We start from the raw sequence: 23553 nt of genomic DNA, 5'->3' as shown, positions 1-23553 counted from the left end.
CGTCGCTGTCCGCGGAATAGCGGTCTCCCCTAACGCACCTCGACCCGCGCGCCGTCGTGGAGCTTGTCGTTCGGGTGCACCACCACGCGGTCGCCCTCGTCGAGGCCGGCGAGCACCTCGGCGGCGCCGCCGCTCCGCCTCCCGATCTCCACGTCGCGCAGCCGGGCGTGGCCGTCGGCCAAGGCGAACACCGCCCAGCGCTCGCCTCGCCGGAAGAGCGCGGTCTGCGGGACCTGGAGCGCGTCGGCGTTCTCCCAGATCACGATGCGGGCATGGACGCGGTAGCCGTCGCCGAGCGCCTTGCGGGCCTCGGGAGGGCCGGAGAAGTCGGCGATCACGTTGACACGCTGCTCCTCGATGCCGAGGGCGGACACCTTGGTGAAGCCGCTCGGCTCGACGAGGCGCACCCGAGCGCCGAGCGGCGCCTCGCCGCCCCAGCGCTCCACGCGGACCTCGGCGCCAGGCTGCACGGCGACGGCGTCGCTGGAGAGGAGGTCGATGACGATCTCGAGCGCGGCCGGATCGCCCAGCTCGAGGATGGGCGCCCCCGCCTGGAGGAGCGCCGCGCTCTCCTGGAAGACGCGCAGCACCGTGCCGTCGACGGGGCTCTGGATGGCCACGCTGGCGTCGCCGGCGCCGGTCTTCCTCGCGGGCGCGCCGGGCCCTTCGGGCTTCATGCGCACGAGCGCGGCCTCGGCCGTCTGCAGCTCGAACTGGGTGACACGGGCGCCGAACCGCGCGCTCTCGAGCTCGGCCTGCGCGGCGCGCTCGCGGAACTCGGCGGTCTCCAGCTCGGCGCGGGCGACGCCGCCGCTCTCGTGCAGCGTCCTGACCCGGGCGAGCTCGCTGCGGGCCTGGGCGAGGGCGGTCTCGGCGAGGGCGACGCGCGCCTTCACCTGCGAGACGCCGGCGCGGGCGCTCTGGGCGTGGGCCTCGGCCTGGGCCCGGGAACGGGCGTCGAGGAGCGGCGGGTCGATGGGCGCGATCTCGGTGAGCATGGCGCCGAGCTTCACCCGGTCGCCGGGGTGCAGCTCCAGGCGGGGCATCTGGCCGCCCACAGGCGCGGAGATCACGAAGCGGTCCGTGATGCGGGTGCGGCCATCGCCGTCCACCGTGACGACGAGCGGGCGGCGCGTCACCGCGGAGGCCTCCACAAGCGCTGGCTTGGGGAGGAACGCCACCACGATGGCGCCGACGAGCAGCGCCGCGAACAGGGCATAGGGGATCTTCCGGGCGAGCTTCATGCGTCAGTCCCTGGTCTTGAGCACGCCCACGAGGTCGAGCTGGTCGATGCGGCGGCGCACCACCAGCGCCGAGAAGGCCGCGGAGACGAGCACCACCAGCGCGGCATAGGCGTACGTGGAGGGGTGGATGATCAGCGGGAAGCGGAACATCTCGGTGTCTTCGTAGGCCTGGCACATCGCCCAGGCGAAGTAGTAGCCGAGGCCCATGCCGAGCGGGATGCCGGCCAGCGTGGTCACGCCGAGCTCACCGAGCAGGATCCGGCTGACCTCGGCGCGCGTGAAGCCGAGCACGCGCAGGCTGGCCAGCTCGCGGCTACGCTCGGCGAGCGCGATGCGCGCCTTGTTGAAGACGACGGCGAACGCGATGATGCTCGAGAAGACGAGCTGGATCGTGCGCATCACCCCGAGGTTCTCGCCCATGATCTTGTCGAAGCTCTCCAGCGCGGCGCGGGTGGTGCTCACCCCCGCGACGGCGGGGGTGCGCTTGAGCTGCGCGTAGACGGCCTCCTCGCCGAGGCGGTCCACGGCGAGGTAGGCGCCGGAGATCACGTCGCCCTCGCCGAGGAGGCGGTTCAGGGCGTCGAGGTCCATGGTCGCGGAGGCGCCGACCAGGTCGTCGATGAGGGCGGCGACCGGGACCTGGCGCACCGGGCGGTGGCCCTCCAGGACCTCGACCGTGAGCTCGTCGCCGGGGCGGACCCCGAGCTTGCGGGCGAGGTAGGCGCCGAGGAGGAGGCCCTCGTCGGGGATGGGGACGAAGGCGCCGCGGCGATCGACCGTGCGGTGCAGGAGGGCGCCGGGCGCGGCGCCCGGGGGGCCCGCGGAGCCCCGGGCCAGCCCGAGGATGGCCGTGCGGTGCTCGCGGTGGCCGACGCGCAGGACGACCGGCGCGGCGCGCAGCGGCTCGGCGCGGAGGACGCCGGGCACGCTCGCGAGCTCGGTGAGGGCGGCGCGGGGCACGGTCCGGTAGAAGAAGACCGCCGCGTCCTCGCCCTGCACGAGGCGGAACTGCAGGTTGACCATGTAGTGGGTGGCGTCCTCGCTGAAGCGGCCGACCACCACGATGGAGACGGCGAGCGCCACGCCGGAGGCGGCGAGCAGGGCGCGCAGCGGGCGGCGCGAGACGTTGCGGAGGACCATCCGGGCCGCGGGCGTCATCAGGCGGCCGAGGCCGAGCCGCTCGATCAGGATGGGCCTGTAGCGCGCCGGCGCCTCGGGGCGCATGGCCTCGGCGGGGGGCAAGCGGGCCGCGCGCAGGACGGCGATCGCGACGCCGACCGTCGCGGCGGCGACGCTGATCAGCGCGCCGAGGGCGGCGGTGGCCGGGGTGACGCGCAGCTCGAGCACGGGGAAGCGGTAGTACGCGGCGTAAAGGCGCGTCATCCCGCCGCCGAGCCACAGCCCCACGCCGACGCCCGCGGCAGCGCCGGCGAGCACCAGCACGAGCGCCATCTCCAGGTAGTGCTGGCCGATGGCCCAGTTGGAGTAGCCGAACGCCTTGAGGGTCGCGATCTGCGTGCGCTGGGTGCTGATCACCCGGGAGATGACGACGTTCAGCAGGAAGGCGGCGACGGCGAGGAAGAGGGAGGGGACGATGGTGCCGGTGGAGCGGAGCTGCCGGAACTCGTCCGAGAGGAACTGGTCCGAGATCTGCCGGTCGCGGCCGTGCGCGCTGAGGCCGCCGTAAGGGGCGAGCAGGCGATCGAGGGCGGCGATGACGTCGCCCTCGGACGCTCCCTGGGCGAGGGTGAGGGTGAGGTCGTTGAAGGCGCCGCGCATGTCGAGCGCGGCGCGCAGGGCCTCCGAGCCCATCCACATCACCGCGAAGCGCTCGTCGTCCGGCCAGGGGCTGCTGCCGCTGATCTGGTAGACGTACTCCGGGGAGAGGGCGAGGCCGACGATCCGGAGGCTGCGCTTCCGGCCGTTCACCACCGCCTCCACGCTGTCGCCGGGGCGGAGGCCGCGCTTCTCGGCGAAGGCCTCGCCGAGCAGCACCTCGTCGTCGCGGCCGGGCTCGATGTAGCGGCCCTCCCGCAGGTAGAGGTCGTTGAGCATGGGGCCGCGCCGCTCGGGGATGGAGATGAGCCGCCCGGTGAGGGGCTCGGTGACGCCGTCGAGCGCGAGCGTGACGTCCATGATCACGCGGGTCTGCACCTGCACAACGCCGGGGAGCTCGGCGGCGCGCCGGCCGACCGACTCCGGGGCCCTCCTGGCCCGCGCGAAGACGTGGGCGAAGCGGTACTCCTCGTAGTAGGACGCGCGCGTCAGCTCCAGCGAGTCCAGCGCGCTGCGCGAGGCCACGAACACCGCGACGCCCGCGGCGACCACCATCATGATCGCCAGCGCGGGCCCCCGCATCTGCCAGAGGTCGCGCCAGAGCTTTCGGGTGAGGGCGCGCATCACCAGGCGATCTCCTCCGGGAGGAGCTTCTCGGTGTTGCGGCGCTCGGCGGCGATGCGGCCGTCGGCGATGGAGACCACCCGGTCGGCCATGCCGGCGATGGCCGCGTTGTGGGTGATCACCACCACCGTCGTGCCGAGGTCCCGGTTGACGCGGGCGAGCGCCTCCAGGACGACCTTGCCGGTGTGCACGTCGAGGGCGCCGGTGGGCTCGTCGCAGAGCAGCACGTTCGGGCGCTTGGCGACGGCGCGCGCGATGGCGACGCGCTGCTGCTCGCCGCCGGACAGCTGCGCGGGGAAGTGGTCGAGGCGCTTGCCGAGGCCGACCAGCCCGAGCGCCTCCGCGGCGGGCATGGGATCGCGGGCGATGTCCGTCACCAGGGCGACGTTCTCGCGCGCGGTGAGGCTGGGGATGAGGTTGTAGAACTGAAAGACGAAGCCGACGTGCTCGCGGCGGTAGCGGGTGAGGCCGGCGTCGCCGGCGTTGCTGAGATCGTCGTCCCGGTAGCGCACCGTGCCCTGGGTGGGCACGTCCAGGCCGCCGAGGATGTTGAGCAGGGTGGATTTGCCGCTGCCGGAGGGGCCGAGCAGGACCACGAGCTCGCCCGGGTAGAGGTCGAGATCGACGCCGCGCAGGGCGCTCACCTCGACCTCGCCCATGCGGTAGATCTTGGTCAGACCGCGGGCGACGAACACCGGCGGGCCCGCCGGGCCAGAAGGGCCGGGGGCTGCGCGCTCGGGAGGGAGATCAGCCTGGGTCATGGCGGTCGAGCTCCGTGCGCGTCATGTTCGCGGATCGGCGGCTCGATCGCCACTAGGCCGGTGAGCGAGCGCGACGGCGGTCGCGCCAGCGCGCCTCGGCGCGCTACGGCGGGATAGCGCGCCTCGGCGCGCTACGGCGGGATAGCGCGCCTCGGCGCGCTACGGCGGGATAGCGCGCCTCGGCGCGCTACGGCCGGAGGAGGAGCTCCTCGAGGACGGTGGTCAGCTCGTCGACCCTCACCGGCTTGGTCAGGTACCGATAGAACCCGGCCTGCTCGGCGCGGCGGGTATCCCGGGCCATCGCCGCCGCGCTGAGCGCGATCACGGGGATGTCGCGCGTCTCCGGCCACTCCTCGAGCTTGCGCATGGCCTCGTAGCCGCTCATCCCGGGGAGGTTGATATCCATGATGACGACCTCGGGCTGCCGCGAGCGCGCGAGCTCGATGCCGATCTCGGCGTTCGGCGCGGTGATCAGGTGGACGCGCTCGAACTCGGAGATGAGCTCCTCCATGAACGCGATGTTCGACGGGTTGTCTTCGACGTACAGGACCGAATGGCGGACGCCGCCGGGCGCGGCGAGCGGCGACGCCTCCAGGCGCGCATCCGCCTGCGCCGGGGCGGCGACCGCAGGCGGCTCCTGGTGCGCCGGGAGCTCGATCCAGAACTCGGACCCTTCGCCCTGGATGCTGGCGAAGCCGACGCCGCCGCCCATGAGCTCCGCGAGCCGCTTCGTGATGGCGAGGCCGATCCCGGTCCCCTCGATCGGCCCCGTCTCCTGGCCGGCGCGCTGGAAGGGCTGGAAAATCTTCGCGTGCTGCTCCTGGGGGATGCCGATGCCGTTGTCGATCACGCAGATCTTCACGACCCCGTCCTCCGGCATCGACACAGCGATCGTGGCGCGGCCCCCCCTGCGGCCGTACTTGATCGCGTTCGAGCCGTAGTTCATGAGGATCTGCGCGAATCGCGTGCGATCCGCCGTGATCTTCGGGAGCTCCGCGGGGAGGGGCGCGAGGGCGATCTCGATCCCGGCGCGCTGGGCCATCGGGTCGAGCGTCGTCTTCACCTCGACCAGCACCTCGGGGACGTTCACCGGCTCGATCGACACCGTGACGCGGCCCGCCTCGATGCGCGAGAGATCCAGGATGTCGTCGATGAGCTTGAGCAGGTGCTCGCCGCCCTTGAGGACGTGCTCTATCCGCTCCTTCTGGCGATCGGTGAGCGGCGTCTTCCTGTCGCGGTGCAAGAGCTGCGCGAAGCCGAGGATCGCGTTGAGCGGCGTGCGGAGCTCGTGGCTCATCGAGGCGAGGAACTCGCTCTTCGCGGAGCTCGCGGCCTCGGCGATGCCCCGCGCCTTGCGCAGCTCCTCCTCGCGCTGCACGTCGCCGGTCATGTCCCAGAGGGTGCATACCGTCCCGCCCTCGGCCGTGCGGCGCTCGGTCGCGCGCAGGCTGCGCCCGTCGCTCGTGCAGAGATCCAGCGTGCCATCCGGCTCCGCGTGGTAGGCGAGCATCCTCTCGCGGAACCCGGCCGCAGGCTCGCCGCCCAGGGAGAACAGCCCCGCGGCGAGGCTCTCGCCGAGGATCTCATCATAGCTCCGCCCGATCATGGGGCCGCTCACCCGCGCGCCGAGCCAGTGCCGGTAGACGCTGTTGCAGAGCGCGAGCCGATCCTGCGCGTCGAACACGGCGAACGCGCCCTGGATGCTCTCCACCGCGCTCCGCAGGAGGTCGCTCGTGCGTTGCGCCACGGCCTCCAGGCGCTTGCGGTCGCTGATGTCGCGGATGGCGCTCGAGAAGAGCATGCCCCCCTCGGTCGTCAGCGGGCTGAGGCTGATCTCGACCGGGAACTCGCTGCCGTCCCTCCGGCGGCCGAACAGCTCCAGCCCCGACCCCATGGAGCGCGCCCTGGGCGCGGCGATGAACGCCGAGCGGTTGGCGACATGAGACCGCTGGAATCGCTCCGGGAGCAGGATCTCGATCGCCTGCCCGATGAGCCCGCCGCGCGTGTAACCGAACATCCGCTCGGTCTGGACGTTGACGAACACGATACGTCCGTGCTCGTCGACGACCACCATGGCGTCGGGCGCCGCGTCGATGAGCATGCGGAACGTGCTGTCGTCGATCTGGCGAGCGCCAGGCTCATGGGGCGCCTGCTCGGGTGCTGACAGGCGTTCGACGGAGGAGATCTCATGTGTCATCGGGGAGCCTCACACAGAACACGGCGCCAGGGGCGTTGTCCTCGATCCGGATGTCGCCGCCGTGCGCCTCGACGGCCATCTTGCAGAACGCGAGCCCCAGGCCGCGGCCGGCGCGGTGGAGGGCCGGGGCGTCGCCGCCGAGCTGGACGAAGCGATCGAACACCTGCGCGCGCATCTCGGCGGGGATGCCCGGCCCCGCGTCCGCGACGCGGATCTCCACGTGGGCGCCGCGCTTCGCGGCGCCCACGGTCACCGCGGTCCCGGCCGGGGCGTGGACGATCGCGTTCTCGAGGAGGTTCTCGAGCGTGCGGCGGAGCAGGTCCGGATCGGCCTGGACGCTGGGCACCTCGACGGCCTCGCGCAGCGAGAGCGACCGGGAGCTCGCGCGCAGGTCGAGCGCGGCGAACGTCTCGAGGACGAGCGCGCGGAGATCGACGCTCGCTCGCCCGGGGGCGAGCAGCCCTTCCTCGCTCTTGCTGATGTCGAGCAGGTTGTAGATGAGCCGCAGCAGGGCGCGCGCCTGGTCGCGGATGTGCCGCGCCGAGTCGCGCGCCTGCTCCGGGAGCGCGCGATCCCGGAGCAGGAACTGGGCGTGCAGGTCCATGCTGCTCACCGGGTTCTTCAGATCGTGCACGACGAACGCCGTGAGCCGCTCCTTCTGGAGCTGGAGGCGCATCAGCGCGTCCCGCTGCTGACGGACGAGCTCGACGTGCTCGCGCAGCTCCGCGCCGAGCCGGCGCAGCCTCAGGGCGGCCTGCACCCGCACGAGCAGCTCCGAGGGGCGGATCGGCTTCGTCAGGAAGTCGTCGCCGCCGGCGCGCAGCGCGCTGTCGAACGTGTCGACGTCGCGGAGCGCCGTCAAGAAGACGATCGGCGTGCTCGCGCCCTCGGGCAGGCCGCGGATCCGGGAGCACACGGCGAACCCGTCCATCCCCGGCATCCGCACGTCGAGGAGCACGCAATCCGGCTTGTGGCGCTGGAATTGCTCGATTCCCTCCTCGCCCGTGACGGCGAGCACGACCTCGTAGCCGTCGTCCTCGAGCGTGGCCTGCGCCAGGGCGCGGTTCTGCTCGTTGTCATCGACGACCAGCACCCTGGATCTGGGCTCGTGCTGTTCCATGCGGCCTCGGCTCCGGGCGCGAGATTACATGAGAGGCAATGACTCTACAACCGCCGTCAGGCCATGCTCGTCCGCTGGACGGCTCGCCTCGGCCGGCGGGAAGCCTCATTTTTCCGTTACGACCTCGACACCGGTCCAGTCGGCAGGAGCGCCGTTGGCCATCAGATGAGCGATGCGCTGCTGATAGACATGGGCGGCTTTGTCGGCCGGGCTCTGCACGAGCACGCGCGCGATGCCCAGGTTCGCCTCCGCGAACCTCCGCGCGTAGTAGTCGGACAGCGCTTGCTCGAAGAGATCCCGGGTCTTCTGCTTGCGATCGATCGTCTCGGGAGGATCGCCGTCGAATACCTCGAAGACGGACACGGGCTCTCGCTTGCCCTTGAGCTGCACTCTGTCCAGAAAGCGGCAGCCGTGGCCGTCCCGAGCGTGCAATGCGGCCATGGTGCGCTCGCTCACCACGATGGCCACGCCGTACCGGACGGCGAGCCCCTCCAGGCGTGATGCCTGGTTCACCGTATCGGATATCACGGTCGCCTCCATGCGCTCTGCTTCGCCGATGGTGCCTAGCATCACGCTGCCGGTGTGAATGCCGATGCCCATGCCGATCGAGGGCAGGCCCACGCTTCGGCGCTCCTCGCTGAACCGCCTCACCGCGTGCTGCATCGCCACGGCCGCGGCCACGGCGTCATCGGCCTTGCCCGGGAAGAGCGCCATGATGGCGTCGCCGATGTACTTGTCGATGAAGCCTCCGTGGCGCCTGACGATCGGGCTGAGCCGGCCGAGATAGGCGTTGATGAAGGCGAACGCCTCTCCCGGCGTCATGCGCTCCGTCAGAGCGGCGAACCCACGCATGTCGGAGAACAGGACGGTCATCTCGATCGGCACGTGATCTCCGAGCGCGACGTCCGCGGCCCTGTCCCGGCCCAAAAGGCCGAGCATCTCGGTCGGCACGAAGCGGGCATAGGCCCGGTTCGTCGCGAGCAGCTCCTCGTTGAGCTGGGCGAGCTCGGAGGTCCGCTCGGCGACGCGGCGCTCGAGGTCGCTGTTGGCCTGCTGCAGGGCGCGTTGCAGGGCGCGCAGGGACAGGTGCGTCGTCACGCGGGCCAGCAGCTCATCATGCTGAAAGGGCTTGGTCACGTAATCGACGCCCCCGACCTCGAAGCCCATGATCTTGTGGGCCGTGTCCGTGAGGCTGGTCATGAAGATGACGGGAATGTCCCGGGTGGCCGGGTTGTCCTTGAGCCGGCGACAGACCTCGAAGCCGTTGACGTTCGGCATCATGACGTCGAGCAGGATGAGATCGGGGCTCTCGCGGCGGAGCAGCGCCAGCGCGCTCTCGCCGTCCTCTGCGGTGAGCGCGTCGATCCCGGCAAGATCGAGGTGCTCGACGAGCACCTGTCGGTTGGCCGGCGTGTCGTCAACGACCAGCACGCGGCGCCTCGACTCGCTCACCTCCGCGCTCCTCCAGCCATCGGGGTTCCTGTTGCAGCGTGATGCCGGGCTGTTCGACGGTCCGGGACCTCGCGGCTCGTCGCGTGATACGCGGGTCTCGTGCGTCTGTCCAGCGGAGGCGCCCAGCGCGCGCGGACGTCGCTCCTCGCGGCGCCCGCGCCTCGCGCGGTCGTGGCAAGCCGCGCGCCATGGCGGCCACCCAGGATGGCCGACGTCGTGCAACGTTCGCGTCGGCGCGCGTCGATTGCGCGACGAGATGCCTCTGCGCGCGGTGAACCGCGGGAGATCGCGCCAGAGGGGGGCTGGAACGGAGGGTGCTAGAACAAGGTTGGAGTGAGGCTAGAGCGAGAGGGCGAGGCGAGCGCGGCGCAATGCACTGAGAAGCGCGAGGAGGAGAGACGCGAGGAGAAGGAGACGTATTTCTCGTGCGAGCGCTCCTATGGCAGCTTCAGCCGGAGCTTCACCTTGCCTGCGGGCGTCGACGCCGAGAAGGCGACTGCCGCTCTGAAGGACGGGGTCCTGACCATCTCCGTGCCCAAGACGCCGGAGACGCAGCCGAGGAGGATCCCGGTGCAGGCCCCTGCGCCGACTGCTGGAAGAGAGCAGGGCACGAAGGTGTCGTGAGCGGACCACGAGACAAGGCCGCTGCTCAAGAACCTCGCGTCGGCCATGACCATGCTGAGGCCGTCCTCCGCCGTTCCAGGCGCGTCGGGGTGCAATCGCGCGTAGGCCTGGGGGGCGTAGTCGCCCTGCGCAGCGCCAGCGCCGCGAGCAGCGCGCACAGCCACGCGAGGACATAGGCGGCCGCCGGGGACGACCACGCGAGCCCCACGTAGAGCGCCGCGAAGAACGAGGCGAAGCCGAGCAGGCCGCGCACGAAGCCCGCGAGCAGGGCCACCGTGGCGGCCGCGCCGTGCCGGGGCAGGGTGAAGCACGGCAGGACGTTGCCGGTGATCGGGATCGCGAGCAGCAGGCCGCTCACGCCCGCCGGCGCGGCGCCAGCGCTGCGCACGATGCACCAGGCCATGGCCATCGCCGCGACCACCCGGCAGGCGAGCTCTACGCGCGGAATGGCCACCGCCGCGGGCGGCTCGCGCAGGCGCGGCAAGGAGAGCGCGCCCAGGGCGGGCGACGCCAGCGCCGCGGCGCACGCCAGCGGCGGGGGCAGCCGCAGCGCGAGCAGCGCCGCGCCCACCGACAGGAACGCCGCGTTGGCCGTGAGCAGCGCCACGCCCCAGCGCCGCCCCCGCCGCGCGCACCAGGCGAAGGTGAGCACATGACCGATCGTGGCGGGGACGCACACCAGCGTCGCGAGCGCGATCGCGCCCGCCTGGGCGGGCGCCTCCTGCAGCAGCACGAAGCCCATGATCGGGCCAACGATCATCGGCAGCCCGGCGAGCGTGCCGCCCACCGCGTGGCCGAAGCGGCGCGCCGCCAGCGAGGAGAGCAGCACCGACGCGCCCACCAGCGCGAGCTTCAGCAGCACGAAGGCCCGCGCCTCCATCGATCGCGCCGCACGACACGCATGGCTCGCGGGGCCCTGTAGGGCCACACCCCGTGTAAGACAATGCCAGAGGCTCTCCTGCTCGGCGCCGCGAGGTGGTCAGACCTCCGGCGCGCGCCTCGCGCCCCGCGGGGCCTCGACGCGGCGCCGAAGCGACGCTTCACGCTGCGCCCGCCCGCCGGAGGTCGGAGGCCGGAGCGGAGACAGCGCGCTCGCCGGTTTGCGACGCTCGGGGGCTCTGGGCTGCGCCGGGCTCCCCGTGTACGCTCTCCGTGGTTTCCTCATGTCGACATGCCCTACGTGCCGAACCGAGCATGCGGACGGCGTCGCTGCCTGCGCGACGAACGCCGAGACGCTCGCGGCGGAGCCCGCGCCGCCTGGCGCCGATCCGGAGCTCGCGCCGGGAACGCCGGTCGGCGAGTACCGCGTCGAGGCGAAGATCGGGGCAGGCGGCTTCGGCACAGTCTACCGCGCGATCCACCCCGTCATCGGCAAGGCGGCGGCCATCAAGGTCCTGAGCCGCCAGTGCTCCGCGAACCCGCAGCTCGTCTCCCGCTTCGTCGCGGAGGCGCGGGCCGTGAACCAGATCAGGCACCGCAACATCATCGACATCTTCTCGTTCGGCGCCCTCGAGGACGGCCGGCACTACTACGTGATGGAGCTGCTCGAGGGGATGACCCTCGACGCCTACCGCCGCAAGCGCGGGCGCCTCCCGCCCGCCGAGGCGCTGCCCATCCTCGTCAAGATCGCGCGCGCGCTCGACGCGGCGCACGCGGCGGGCATCGCGCACCGCGACCTCAAGCCCGAGAACGTGTTCCTGGTCTTCGACGAGGACGGCGCGATCTTCCCGAAGCTGCTCGACTTCGGCATCGCCAAGCTGCTCGGCGAGTCCTCGAGCACGGTGCACAAGACGCGGACGGGGCACCTGATCGGGACGCCGCTCTACATGTCCCCCGAGCAGTGCCGCGGCAAGAACGTCGATCACCGGACGGACATCTACTCGTTCGGGATCCTCGCGCACGAGCTGCTCGCCGGCGCGCCGCCGTTCGACGGCGAGAACGCGTTCGACCTCCTGATCAAGCACACGTCGGAGGCGGCGCCCCCTGTGTCGACGGTGGCGACGCACCTCTCGCCGGCGCTCGACGCGCCGCTCCTGCGGATGCTCGAGAAGGACCCCGTGAGCCGCCCGGCGTCGCTGATCGAGGCGACCACGGCGCTCGTGGAGGCCGCGCGCGGCGCGGGGTACGAGCTGCCCGGTGGCCTTCTGCGGGCGAGCGACGCCGCCGTCGGGCGAGGCGCCGGCGACGCCGCCGCGCGGCGCCGCGCGGCCGTGGAGGCGCTGGACGCTGGGCTCGCGCCGACGCAGCGCGGCCACGCCGCGGAAGCGAGCTCGGGGCTGCACGGGAACGAGACGTTGCTGCAGGGATCGCTGCCGAGCAAGCCGGAGAGCACGTCGACCACGGCGTCGCGGCGGAGGGCGGCGCTCACGGCGGTCGCCGTCCTCGGCATCGGCGCGGCCGCGGCGCTCACGCTGCACCTCGGGCACAGCGAGCCGGCGGCCGACGCCCCGCGCGCGCCCGCGTCGGCCGCGGCGATGCCGAGGACGGAGGCCGCGCTGGTCGCGCCCGTCCTGCCGGCTTCCGCCGCCGCCGAGGCCACGCCGGAGTCGGCCGCGCCGTCTCCGTCGCCGGAGGCGACCGCCGCAGCCGCGGCGAGCGCCGACGCGGCGCCGCCCGACGTCGAGCTCCGGATCCAGGCGACCCCGAAGGAGCTCGAGGTGTGGAGCGAGGGCAAGCTCGTCGGCAAGGCGCCGGGGCCGCTGCGCCTGCCCCGCGGGCGCGCCGTGACGCTCACCTTCAAGGCGCCCGGGTACCAGGAGCAGGCGCAGGAGGTCCCGGCCGAAGCGGACGGCGCGATCGCCGTGTCGTTGAAGAGGGCGGCGCCGACCGCGAGGGGCCCCGTCAGGAAGGGCGACCTGGAAAACCCGTTCCAGTGAGCATGCGCGCGCGGCCCAGCTCCAGGCGATACGTGCGCGCGATCGGGGGGGCCGCGGCGCTGCTCGTCGCGGCCGCCGGCTCCGCCGGGTGCGTGGAGCTCGGCGAGATCTCCCCGGGCGTGTGCGGCAACGGCGTCATCGAGCCGTCGCGCAACGAGGACTGCGACTGCTTCGAGGCCAGCGCGCCCTGCGAGGTGAAGACGCAGGACGCGCTGGGCGCGACCTCGACGACCTGGTGCAACCCGCGCGGAAGCGAGAACGAGTGCCGCTTCGTGTGCAACGACGTGGACCGCACGTGCCCGAGCGGGTGGGGCTGCGGGGTCGACGGCGTGTGCCGCGTCTCCACGGGCAATTTCAAGCCGCTCGGCGCCGCGCTGCCGCTCGGCGCGCAGCGGCTGATCACGGGTGATCTCGACGGCGACGGCCGCGGCGACCTCGTGGGCGTCGGCTCGACGAGCCTCGAGGCGCTCTATTTCGACGCGAACAGCACGGTGGGGACCCAGGTGTCGATCCCCTCGGCAGGGGACACGCCCGCGCTCGCGCGCCTCACCGACGACGAGACGACGGACATCGCGCTCAGCGTGGGGCCTGGCGTGGCGATCCTGAGCGGCGAGCCGGGCCGCACGTTCGCGCCGGTCCCCGTGCTCGCGTCGGTGTTTCGCCTGGGTTTGCTGCTCGGCGAGGCGTCCGAGACGACGACCCTCCGCGGCGCGTGGCTCTTGCCCGTCGGCAGCACGCGCGAGTACGGACAGACGTGGGTCGCCCTGGTCGCCGGGACCGACACGCGCGGGGCGGCGCCGGAGGATGTCATCGCCGTCGTGCAAGGGTCGGAGAGCGGCCCGCTGTCGTTCATCGATAGGCAGCGAGGGCTGCGCGACGTCGCCGGTCCGCTCGCGAGCGCGGAGCTCGGCGGCGGCCCGCTGCACGAGGTGGTCGTCGCCCTCGCGGACGACTCGGCCGTGCACATCTACTCGCCGGACGACGGCGCGCACACCGCGGTGGAGCTCCCGGCAGGGGCGCGGATCGCGGGCGCGGCCTTCCTCCGGGACGTGAACGGCGACGAGGTCCTCGACCTGCTCGTGGGCGCCACGTGCGCGCAGCCTGATCCCCGCTTGCCCGCGGGCGCGCCTTGCTACGAGCTCGACGTCGCGGAGGGCGCAGGCGGCGGCGTGTTCGGCGGCATGGCGCCGTACGGCGATCTCTCGTACCCGGCGGGCGACATGAGCGCCGGGCGCTTGCCCGGCTTCGGGGCCCCCGTCGCGATCGGCGATCTCAACGGCGACGGGGTGATCGACATCGTGGATCCCGACGCCGTGAGGCTCGGAAAAGCCCGGCCGTCTCCTCCCTACCAGGTCGAGTTCGACCGGCTCGCGCCGGCGAACGGCCGGCGCTGGACCAGCGCGGTGATCGCGGACCTGACCGGCAACGGCGCGCCCGACGTCGTCGCCGGCTCCGCCGACGCGACGGATCTGACATTCTTCAACGGCGTCCCCGGCGCGGAGGCCGCCGATTTCAAGCTCAATGAGCTCAAGATCCCGACGCTGGGCAACGTCTCGAGCTTCGTCGTGGGCGACTTCGACGGCGATCTCTTGCCGGACCTCTCGTTCGCCGAGAGCGCCGGCAGCTCGCTGTCGAGCGCGGAGCACCCGACGCTGGCCGTCTGCTTCGGCCGGTACATGAAGGCGCCGGAGCCGCCGGTGCGGCTCGGCGCCTTCGAGGGGCTCCTCGACATTGCGGCGGTGCGGCTCCCCGAGCCGGACGACGCCGTGGACGACATCAGCGTGCTCTTCTCGCACGGCGGCGACGTCGCGTTCAGCCTCATCGAGGGCAGCAGCTCGCGGTCGCTGCTGCCGCCGTTGCCGCTCGTCCGCTCGGACGACGTGCGGCACGCAGGCGAGCTGCGCGCCGTGAGGAGCGTCGCCGGCCGCTTCGGGGGCGATCGGGCGGAGGTCGCCTCGCTGACGATCGCTCCTCCGAGCCCTGGCTCCTCCCGGGGCTCGGCCGAGCTCTGGCTCTTGCCGGCGGTCGACTCGAGCGCCATCGCCATGGTCGACGAGGCCAAGCACCGCGTCTCGCTCCCCGCGGAGCTCGTTCCCTCCCGGGAGCCCGCGTGGGCGCTGGATGGGGTCGCCGTCGATCTCGACGGCGATGGAACCGACGAGCTCGTCCTCTCGCTGCCGATCGAGGTCGCGGCGGAGGACGCGGCAGCGGAGCCGGGGACGCCGGCCCTGGCCGGCGCGGTCACCCTCGTGCGCCGCGGCGCGAGCGCCGCCTTCGAGGCGCCGGAGGCGGCCTTCTCGCCCGCGCCTCACACGCTGTACGGGGGGCTCCGCGCCGGCGACATGGACGGCGACGGCCACGCGGACGTCGTGGGCATCGCGTACGAGCTGGCGAAAGGGACGCGAACGATCACGGCGAGCCGACTCGCCGTCTTCTGGAACACGGGCGAGGGCGCGCTCGACGCGCCGATCGAGATCGAGGTACCCGACCCCAGCCTCAAGGACCCGGCGAGCGAGGTCACCAGCGTCGACTTCGCCCGCGTCGACGACGGGAGGGGAAGGTCGCTCGTCGTGCTCACGCGCAGCGCGGCCTACGCGCTCGACGTGTGCGGCGACGGCGCGGCGGGCTGCCATGATCTCGGCCAGCACCAGCTCCGCAAGCTGGACGGCATCCCCGGCGGCTCCGCGATCGCGACGTGCGACGTCCTCGGCGATGGGGTCGACGATCTCGCGGTGCTCAGCGACGGCGCGCTCCGCGTCCACGAAGGAGTCCCGAGCCGCCGATGAAGACCTCGCTGTGCGTCGTGCTCGTGGCCTTCGCGGCGACCGCGCTCGCGCCGAGCGCGGCCTCGGCCGAGGAGGACATCGAGCAGGCGAAGGCGCTCTACAACGCCGGCGCCCAGGCCTACGCGGCGACACGGTACCGCGACGCGGTGCAGTCGTTCGAGGCGGCGTACAGGAAGGCGCCGCGCCCTGCTCTCCTGTTCTCGCTGGCCCAGGCCTACCGGCGCCTGTACGTGGTCGAGCAGAGCCCCGAGGCGCTGCGGGCCGCCATCGCGAACTACCGGCGCTATCTGGAGCAGGTCCCGCAGGGCGGGCGCCGCGCGGACGCGACCGAGGCCCTGAGCGAGCTCGGGGTGATCGCCGCGCGCCTCGAGGCGAGCGCTCCGTCGTCGCCCGCCGCGCCGGAGGCGGCGCCGCCCGAAGTCAGGCCGCGGACCCGCATCAACGTCACCTCGCCGACCGCGGGCGCCCGCGTGTCCATCGACGGCGGCGCGCTGGCCGACGTGCCGCTGATGGCCGAGGTGCAGCCGGGCAAGCACCGGATCAAGATCACGGCCGACGGCCACGTCGACGAGGAGCGCGAGGTGGTCGCGATCGAGGGGGACATCCTCGGGATCGACCGGGAGCTGCGCGAGCGGCCGGCGCTCCTCCAGGTGAAGGCCCCCGTCGGCGCGCAGGTCACGCTGGACGGGCGCTTCGTCGGCACGACGCCGCTGCCGCTCCTCCAGGTCGCCCCGGGCAAGCGGTTCTTCGTCGCCACGAAGAACGGCCACGGGCCGTTCTCCCGCGAGCTGTCGCTCCGCCGCGGCGAGCGCCTCGTCATCGACGTGGGCCTCACGAGCTCCTTCCAGCGGAAGATGTCCTATGGCCTCGTCGCGATGGGGGTCCTGTCCGCCGGCGTGGGCGTGCTGACGCTGGCCACGGGCCTCGAGGAAGAGGACCAGGCGCGCGAGATCGCGGAGAAGCGCGCGGCGCAGGGGATCTCGGAGAAGGAGCTGGGCGACTACCAGGCTCACCTCGACACGCGCGACGAGCTCGCGAACGCGACCGTCGGCCTGTTCGGCACGGCCGCGGCGTTCGCCCTCGGCGGCTTCGTGTTCTACGCGTTCGACACGCCGAACCCGCCGCCGCTGCCCGCGCGCACGGACCCCGCGCCCGCGCGCACGGGCGGCCCGATGCTCGAGCTCTCGGCCGCGCCGATCCTCGGGCCGGGGCTCGGCGGGGCGGGGCTCGTCGGCCGGTTCTGGTGAAGGCGCCGCAGCGCCCCGGGCCGCCGAGGGCGGCCATCGCGAGCTAGCGGCGGTATCTGGGAGGAGGTCGACCCGAGTCACGCGCCGTGCGGCGCCGGTGTCGCGGGCGAGCGGGGGAGGCGTCGAACGACGCCTTCGCCCCGCGCGCCCGCCTTCGCTCGATCAGTTGGGGAACCCGTCGAACTGGCAGGTCAGGCTGCAGCCGTCGCCGCCCGTGCGGTTGCCGTCGTCGCACGCCTCGTAGGCGCTCTGCAGCTTGCCGTCGCCGCAGTACGGGCCGTAGACGCAGCCCGGCGCGCACTTGCCGTAGCCGCCGGTGTTGTTGCCGTCGCCGTCGTCGCACTGCTCCGGGCCGTTGCGGATGCCGTCGCCGCAGCGCGGGCCGAGCTGGCAGCGCGGGCCGCACTGGCCGTAGCCGCCGTCGTTCTTGCCGTCGTCGCACTGCTCGCCCGGCTGGACCACGCCGTCGCCGCACTGCCCGCCGAGGCGGCAGTTGTTGCTGCAGCCCGTGGCCTCGTTCGGGGGATCGCACTGCTCGCCCCACTCCTCGTCGACCCGGCGGTCACCGCACTTCGCCGCCGGGCTGCAGTCGGGCATGCAGCTCCCGTAGAAGCCGTCGTTCACGCCGTCGTCGCAGGTCTCGGCGCCGTTGACGCGGCCGTCGCCGCAGTACGGCCCGTACTGGCAGAGGGCATCGCACCCGTTGTATTCGCCGCTGTTCTCGCCCTCGCCGAGATCGCAGTCCTCCTCCGCGGGCTGGACGATGCCGTCACCGCAGCGCGGCCCGAAGATGCACGAAGGCCCGCACTTGCCGTACTCGCCGTCGTTGATCCCGTCGTCGCACTCCTCGCCGAACTGCGGCTGGATCACCCCGTCGCCGCAGTGCGCGCCGAGCCGGCAGCTCACGCAGTTCGAGTCGGTCGCGCTGTCGCACTCCTCGCCCCAGTCCGCGTCGACGCGGTTGTCGCCGCACCTCGGCGCCGGCGTGCAGCCCGGCGCGCACGTGCCGTAGGTGCCGTCGTTCACGCCGTCGTCGCACGCCTCGGCGCCGTTCCTGATGCCGTCGCCGCAGTACGGCCCGTAGTCGCAGGTCGCGGTGCACCCGCCGTACCCGCCGGTGTTCTGCGCGCTGCCGAGGTCGCAGTCCTCCTCGGTGGGCTGGACGATGCCGTCGCCGCAGCGCGGCCCGTGGAGGCACGAGAGCCCGCACTGGCCGTACCCGCCGTCGTTGACGCCGTCGTCGCACTCCTCGCCGAGGGCCGGCTGCGTGACCCCGTTGCCGCACTGCGCGGGGAGCCGGCAGCTCACGCAGCTCGGGTCAGCCGCGTTGTCGCACTCCTCGCCCCACTCGGCGTCGACGCGGTTGTCACCGCACCTCGGCGCCGGCGTGCAGCTCGGGTTGCAGGTGCCGTAAGCGCCGTCGTTCACGCCGTCGTCGCACCCCTCGGCGCCGTTCCTGATGCCATCGCCGCAGTACGGACCGTAGTTGCAGGAGGCGGTGCACCCGCCGTACCCGCCGGTGTTCTGCGCGCTGCCGAGGTCGCAGCGCTCTTCGTCGGGCTGGACGATGCCGTCGCCGCAGCGCGGCCCGTAGAGGCACGCGGGGCCGCACTGGCCGTACCCGCCGTCGTTGACGCCGTCGTCGCACTCCTCGCCGAGGGCCGGCTGCGTGATCCCGTTGCCGCATTGCGGGGGGAGCTGGCAGTTCAGGCAGTTCGGGTCGGCCGCGTTGTCGCACTCCTCGCCCCACTCGGCGTCGACGCGGTTGTCGCCGCACCTCGGGGCCGCCGTGCAGTTCGCGTTGCAGGTGCCGTAAGCGCCGTCGTTCTTGCCGTCGTCGCACGACTCGGCGCCGTTCCTGATGCCGTCGCCGCAGTACGGACCGTAGTTGCAGGTCGCGGTGCACCCGCCGTACCCGCCGGTGTTCTGGCCGCTGCCGAGATCGCAGCGCTCTTCCTCGGGCTGGACGATGCCGTCGCCGCAGCGGGGCCCGTAGAGGCACGAGAGCCCGCACTGGCCGTACCCGCCGTCGTTGACGCCGTCGTCGCACTCCTCGCCGAGGTCCCGCTGCGTGGCCCCGTCGCCGCAGTGCTCGCCGCGCTGGCAGCTCACGCAGTTCGGGTCGGTCGCGCTGTCGCACTCCTCGCCCCAGTCGGCGTCGACGCGGTTGTCGCCGCACATCGCCGCCGGCGTGCAGTTCGGGTTGCAGGTGCCGTAGAAGCCGTCGTTGACGCCGTCATCGCACCCCTCGGTGCCGTTCCTCCTGCCGTCGCCGCAGTACGGCCCGATCTGGCACTCGCGCGTGCAGCCGCCGTAGCCGCTCGCCGTGTTGCCGGAGCCGAGGTCGCACGCCTCGTACGGCGCGTTGACCGCGCCGTCGCCGCACCGGGGCGGGGCCACGCACCCGGGCGCGCAGGCGTTCGAGGCGTTGGCGTACGTGCTGTTGTTGACCCCGTTGTCGCAGGTCTCCATGCCGTTCCTGACGCCGTCGCCGCAGTACGGACCGAGCTGGCAGTTGTTGCACTGGCCGTAGCCCGTCCCGTTCCTGCTGCCGTCGTCGCACTCCTCGCCCGGCGTCACGACCGGCGGGTCGACCCCGCACTGCGGCGTGCACACCGACGTGCCGGCGCTGAAGCCCGACAGCGTGAGCTGGTAGTTCGACCCGGTGACGTGGCGCTCGGCCTGGAACACCGCGATCTCGTAGACCTTGCCCGGCTCGAGGTTCAGGTCGACATCGTAGGTGGCGCCGCGGTCCGTGCAGCCGGAGTTGGCGGGGCAGGGGGTCACGCGGGCGTCGCCGTTGTCCAGGATGGTCACGCTCTCCTGGAGCTGCGCGTGAATGCTGCCGATGTCCGCGGTCAGCGTGTTCTTGATGAACACCCAGACGTCGTCGTCACCGAAGAAGGTGAGCACCGGATCGGCCGCGGCGCCGTTCGGCGTGAACTGGAACCAGTACCGGACCTCGCTCGTGAAGTAGTAGTTGTGCGAGGGGTTGCTCTGCTGCGCCCGCTCCAGCCCGGCGGAGACCAGGTTGTCGAGCGCGGGATCGGCGCCCGGCGGGTCGATGTCCACCGGCCAGAACGGGTTCCGCTGGTACACGTACCTGCCGGCCTGCGCGGTCAGCTCGATGCTGGTGACGAGCGTCCTGTTGTACGTCGGGTTGTCCCGGTACCACCACTGGAAGTTGTCCTGCCCCGTGGTCCAGCCGTTCGCGTCGCTCGGCGTGACGAAGCCGGGGCCGAACCTGCTCACGGGCTTGCCGGCGGTGTCGAGCGTCGGCTGGACGATCCTGTCGATCTGATTGCCGCTGGGGGTGATCTCGAAATCGAAGTGGCCGACGAGGTTGTCCGTCAGGTTGGCGTCGCACGCGGTGTTGCTGACGTTGCGGTTGTAGTCGGCCGGGCACCAGCCGATGAAGTCGCGGATGACCATCGGCAGCCGCATCTCGCTCGGCTGAGCGGTGCAGGTGTAGCCCGGCTCGATCGTGCACGTCGCGGAGCATCCGTCGCCGCTCACGGTGTTGCCGTCGTCGCACGCCTCGGTGGCGTCGCCGGGCAGGAGCATGCCGTCGCCGCACTTCGAGATGCACGCGCCGCGGCTGCAGTCCGGCTCGCCCTTGCAGTCCGGCGTGCAGCCGTCGCGCCAGTTGCCGTTGCCGTCGTCGCAGGCCTCGGTGCCCTCGCGGATGTTGTTGCCGCAGACGGAGAAGCCCGTGCAGTCCTGGGGCTCTCCGTTGTCGCAGACGCTCCCCGGCTCGATCCGGCAGGTCTCGTCGCAGCCGTCGTCCGAGAACGGATTGCCGTCGTCGCACTGCTCGGCGCCGTTCTTGAACCCGTCTCCGCAGACGGTCTTGCAGGGGAACCCGACGCGCGAGCAATCCCACCCATCCTCGATCGTCTGGCAATCGGCGCTGCAGCCGTCGCCGCTCGCCGGGGGCTGCTTCCCGTCGTCGCACACCTCGGTGCCGCCGATCTTGCCGTCGCCGCACACGGGCGGCGGCGGCGGGGTGCAGCGCCCGCCGCCCGGCGGGCACGTCCAGCCGACCTCGATCCTGCACTGCGCGGTGCAGCCGTCGCCGCCGACAGGGTTTTCCCCGCCGCCGTCGTCGCACTGCTCGCCGAGCTGCACCGCGCCGTCGCCGCAATAGGTCCTCACGGTGCAGGGCTGGCCGGGCTTGCAGATCCAGCCCTGCTCGAGCCGGCAATCCGCCGTGCAGCCGTCGCCCGACGCGGAGCCGCCGTCGTCGCACTCCTCGCCGTTGTTCACCCGGCCATCGCCGCACTGGAAGACGAGGACGCAGGCCCTGCCCGGCTCGGGGCACACGTACGCCGGGTCCACCGTCTTGCAATCCGCGCTGCAGCCGTCGCCGCCCGCGGTGTTGCCGTCGTCGCAGAGCTCGCCGGGGTTCACGGCGCCATCGCCGCACCGGAACAGGAGCACGCAGGGCTGTCCCGCGGTCGGGCAGCTGTAGAAGGACTCCTGCCGGCACAGGCTCGAGCAGCCGTCGCCGCCCGCGGCGTTGCCGTCATCGCACTGCTCGCCGGTCTCCTTGAGGCCGTTGCCGCAGGCCGGCAGCCGCGTGCACGGCTGGCCCGGCAGGTTGCACTGATACCCCGGCTCGCGCATGCAGTCCGCGCTGCAGCCGTCGCCGGACGCAGGCGGGGAGTCGCCGTCCTCGCACTGCTCGCCGTCGTTCACGCGGCCGTCGCCGCACCAGTAGTTGATGGTGCAGGGCTGACCCGGCGTGGTGCACGTGTAGATCGGGTCCACTCCGCTGCAGTCGGCGCTGCAGCCGTCGCCGCCCACGGTGTTGCCGTCGTCGCAGACCTCGCCGGGGCTGAGCACGCCGTCGCCGCACCGGATCAAGAACACGCAGGGCTGCCCCGGCGTCGTGCAGTTGTAGAAGGCCTCCTGCCGGCACAGGCTCGAGCAGCCGTCGCCGCTCGCCGTGTTGCCGTCATCGCACTGCTCGCCGGTCTCCTTGAGGCCGTTGCCGCAGGCCGGCGGCCGGGTGCACGGCTGACCGGGGCGGCTGCATTGATACCCCTCCTCGCGCATGCAGGTGGCGCTGCAGCCGTCGCCGCTCCGGGTGTTCCCGTCCTCGCACTGCTCGCCGTCGTTCACGCGGCCGTCACCGCACCAGTAGAGGCGGGTGCAGGGCTGACCCGGCCTCGGGCACGTGTAGATCGGGTCCACCGCGCTGCAGTCGGCGCTGCAGCCGTCGCCGCCCACCGTATTGCCGTCGTCGCAGACCTCGCCCGGGTTGATCGCGCCGTCGCCGCACCAGTAGAGGAGCGTGCAGGGCCGACCCGGGGTCGGGCAGGTGTAGAAGGACTCCTGACGGCACAGGCTCGAGCAGCCGTCGCCGCTCGCTGTGTTGCCGTCATCGCACTGCTCGCCGCTCTCCAGGGCGCCGTTGCCGCAGACCGGCAGGCGCTCGCACGGCTGCCCGGGCTTCGAGCACACGAAGCCGGACTCGCGCATGCAGGTCGCGCTGCAACCGTCGCCGGAGGCGGGCGGGTCGTCGCCGTCCTCGCACTGCTCGCCGTTGTTCACGCGCCCGTCGCCGCAGCGATAGAGGAGGATGCAGGGCTTCCCCGGCTCGGAGCACGCGTAAAGCGGGTCCAGCGTCTTGCAGTCGGCGCTGCAGCCGTCGCCGCCCTGGGCGTTGCCGTCGTCGCAGATCTCGCCCGGATCCACGGCGCCGTCGCCGCACCGGATCAGGAGCTCGCAGGGCTGCCCCGGCGTCGTGCAGACGTAGAAGGACTCCTGTCGGCAGAGGCTCGAACAGCCGTCGCCGCTCGCGGCGTTGCCGTCGTCGCAGAGCTCGCCGGCCTCCTTGACCCCGTTGCCGCAGACCGGCAGGCGCTCGCACGGCTGCCCGGGCTTCGGGCACACGAAGCCCGCCTCCCGCTTGCAGTCCGCGCCGCAGCCGTCGCCGGGCGTCTCGTTGCGGTCGTCGCACTCCTCGGAGCCGTTCACGCGGCCATCGCCGCAGTCGTAGAGCAGCGTGCACGCCTCGCCCGGCCTCGGACAGACGTACGAGGGATCGACGAAGATGCAGTCTGCGCTGCAGCCGTCGCCGTCCGCGGTGTTGCCGTCGTCGCAGAACTCGCCCGGATCGACGATGCCATCGCCGCACGCGATGGTCAGCACGCACGGCTCGCCGGGCGTCGGACATGCACAGTAAGGCTCGATCTCGCACAGACCGGAACAGCAATCGCCGGGCAGGCTGTTGCCGTCGTCGCACGCCTCGCTGCCCTGGTTGATCTCGCCGTCGCCGCAGGCGGGCTCCTGGGGCAAGAGGCACTCGGGGGGCGGGTCGTCGACGGCGCAGGGATCGGGCCCGCCGCCGCTTCCGCCGCCGCCGGAGGCGACGCCCGAGCCGAAGTCACTGCCACCGCCGCCGTCGCCGGAGCCGCTGGAGGTCACGCTCCCCGCGCCGCCCACGCCAGGATCGCCCGTGGTGGAGGGTGAGCCCCCTCCACAGGCGGCGAGTATTTGCAGCAATCCCACGGCCAAAGCCAGATAAGACGTTCTCAACCTCACGACACACCTCGACGAACACGAGCGGCTGCGCTCGGGCAGGACCAGGACGAACACGAGCGGCTGCGCTCGGGCAGAAAGGCCGACGACCCGTCTCCAGGGTAGCCCGGCCGCCCTTCGCACCCCTAGACGAAAATCGCCTCATCCTGCGCCACTCAGCCACATCCGCAGGAGCGCCCGTTCGCAGCGGAGCCTGCGGAGCACCGCTGGCGATTGACGCGCGTTGCGCGGCGCAGCGACGGATGGACACGGTGTTTCATTTCAGCTGCGGGTGCACAGGCGCGCGAGCCAGGCTGGCAG

General features: G+C 72.5%; 12 protein-coding genes. 4 read left to right on the top strand and 8 right to left on the bottom strand.

What is annotated here, in order from left to right; all coding sequences use genetic code 11:
• Window positions 1-29: 29 nt before the first annotated feature.
• From WME95_RS27620 to WME95_RS27595, 6 genes are all read right to left on the bottom strand, one after another.
• Window positions 30-1244 carry an efflux RND transporter periplasmic adaptor subunit gene (locus WME95_RS27620; protein ID WP_437902370.1) on the bottom strand — a complete coding sequence of 405 codons (1215 nt, stop codon included), beginning with the start codon at window positions 1242-1244 and terminating at the stop codon, window positions 30-32.
• Between the two features lie 3 nt (window positions 1245-1247).
• Window positions 1248-3644 (bottom strand): ABC transporter permease, encoded by a 2397-nt coding sequence (locus WME95_RS27615; RefSeq protein WP_437902369.1) that lies wholly within the window; start codon window positions 3642-3644, stop codon window positions 1248-1250.
• Window positions 3644-4405 (bottom strand): ABC transporter ATP-binding protein, encoded by a 762-nt coding sequence (locus WME95_RS27610; protein ID WP_437902368.1) that lies wholly within the window; start codon window positions 4403-4405, stop codon window positions 3644-3646. The genes WME95_RS27615 and WME95_RS27610 overlap by 1 nt, the downstream gene beginning before the upstream one ends.
• A 187-nt stretch (window positions 4406-4592) precedes the next feature.
• Window positions 4593-6602, bottom strand: coding sequence for a PAS domain-containing hybrid sensor histidine kinase/response regulator (locus WME95_RS27605; RefSeq protein ID WP_437902367.1), 2010 nt, complete (start codon window positions 6600-6602; stop codon window positions 4593-4595).
• Window positions 6592-7722 carry a hybrid sensor histidine kinase/response regulator gene (locus WME95_RS27600; RefSeq protein WP_437902366.1) on the bottom strand — a complete coding sequence of 377 codons (1131 nt, stop codon included), beginning with the start codon at window positions 7720-7722 and terminating at the stop codon, window positions 6592-6594. The genes WME95_RS27605 and WME95_RS27600 overlap by 11 nt, the downstream gene beginning before the upstream one ends.
• A 105-nt stretch (window positions 7723-7827) precedes the next feature.
• Entirely contained in the window at window positions 7828-9174 is a 1347-nt protein-coding gene (locus tag WME95_RS27595; RefSeq protein WP_437902365.1) for an adenylate/guanylate cyclase domain-containing protein, read from the bottom strand.
• Between the two features lie 333 nt (window positions 9175-9507).
• On the opposite strand from WME95_RS27595, the gene WME95_RS27590 reads away from it, so the two are divergent.
• Window positions 9508-9798 carry an Hsp20/alpha crystallin family protein gene (locus WME95_RS27590; protein ID WP_437902364.1) on the top strand — a complete coding sequence of 97 codons (291 nt, stop codon included), beginning with the start codon at window positions 9508-9510 and terminating at the stop codon, window positions 9796-9798.
• A gap of 25 nt (window positions 9799-9823) precedes the next feature.
• Here WME95_RS27590 and WME95_RS27585 read toward each other — a convergent pair whose 3' ends face one another.
• On the bottom strand, window positions 9824-10678 hold the full coding sequence (locus WME95_RS27585; RefSeq protein WP_437902363.1) for a hypothetical protein: 855 nt from the start codon (window positions 10676-10678) through the stop codon (window positions 9824-9826).
• Window positions 10679-10961: 283 nt separating this feature from the next.
• On the opposite strand from WME95_RS27585, the gene WME95_RS27580 reads away from it, so the two are divergent.
• The 3 genes from WME95_RS27580 to WME95_RS27570 are packed head-to-tail and all read left to right on the top strand — an operon-like array spanning window position 10962 to window position 16707.
• Window positions 10962-12674, top strand: coding sequence for a serine/threonine-protein kinase (locus WME95_RS27580; protein ID WP_437902362.1), 1713 nt, complete (start codon window positions 10962-10964; stop codon window positions 12672-12674).
• 32 nt (window positions 12675-12706) lie between these two features.
• Entirely contained in the window at window positions 12707-15460 is a 2754-nt protein-coding gene (locus WME95_RS27575) for an FG-GAP repeat domain-containing protein (protein WP_437902361.1), read from the top strand.
• Entirely contained in the window at window positions 15457-16707 is a 1251-nt protein-coding gene (locus tag WME95_RS27570) for a PEGA domain-containing protein (protein ID WP_437902360.1), read from the top strand. The genes WME95_RS27575 and WME95_RS27570 overlap by 4 nt, the downstream gene beginning before the upstream one ends.
• A gap of 162 nt (window positions 16708-16869) precedes the next feature.
• Here the strand turns inward: WME95_RS27570 and WME95_RS27565 are convergent, their stop codons facing one another.
• A complete protein-coding gene (locus tag WME95_RS27565; protein ID WP_437902359.1) occupies window positions 16870-23223 on the bottom strand; it encodes a DUF4215 domain-containing protein in 6354 nt (2117 codons plus the stop codon).
• Window positions 23224-23553: the final 330 nt, after the last annotated feature.

Source organism: Sorangium sp. So ce327, from assembly GCF_051530205.1.
GTDB classification, from domain to species: Bacteria; Myxococcota_A; Polyangia; order Polyangiales; family Polyangiaceae; genus Sorangium; species Sorangium cellulosum_B.
This window is presented reverse-complemented; position numbering and strand designations above follow the sequence as displayed.

What these genes read in the sequence shown, in the direction of transcription:
- WME95_RS27585 (WP_437902363.1), bottom strand. Translation starts at nt 10,678, where the DNA reads ATGGAGGCGCGGGCCTTCGTGCTGCTGAAGCTCGCGCTGGTGGGCGCG.
- WME95_RS27580 (WP_437902362.1), top strand. Translation starts at nt 10,962, where the DNA reads ATGTCGACATGCCCTACGTGCCGAACCGAGCATGCGGACGGCGTCGCT.
- WME95_RS27610 (WP_437902368.1), bottom strand. Translation starts at nt 4,405, where the DNA reads ATGACCCAGGCTGATCTCCCTCCCGAGCGCGCAGCCCCCGGCCCTTCT.
- WME95_RS27570 (WP_437902360.1), top strand. Translation starts at nt 15,457, where the DNA reads ATGAAGACCTCGCTGTGCGTCGTGCTCGTGGCCTTCGCGGCGACCGCG.
- WME95_RS27615 (WP_437902369.1), bottom strand. Translation starts at nt 3,644, where the DNA reads ATGCGCGCCCTCACCCGAAAGCTCTGGCGCGACCTCTGGCAGATGCGG.
- WME95_RS27605 (WP_437902367.1), bottom strand. Translation starts at nt 6,602, where the DNA reads ATGACACATGAGATCTCCTCCGTCGAACGCCTGTCAGCACCCGAGCAG.
- WME95_RS27620 (WP_437902370.1), bottom strand. Translation starts at nt 1,244, where the DNA reads ATGAAGCTCGCCCGGAAGATCCCCTATGCCCTGTTCGCGGCGCTGCTC.
- WME95_RS27600 (WP_437902366.1), bottom strand. Translation starts at nt 7,722, where the DNA reads ATGGAACAGCACGAGCCCAGATCCAGGGTGCTGGTCGTCGATGACAAC.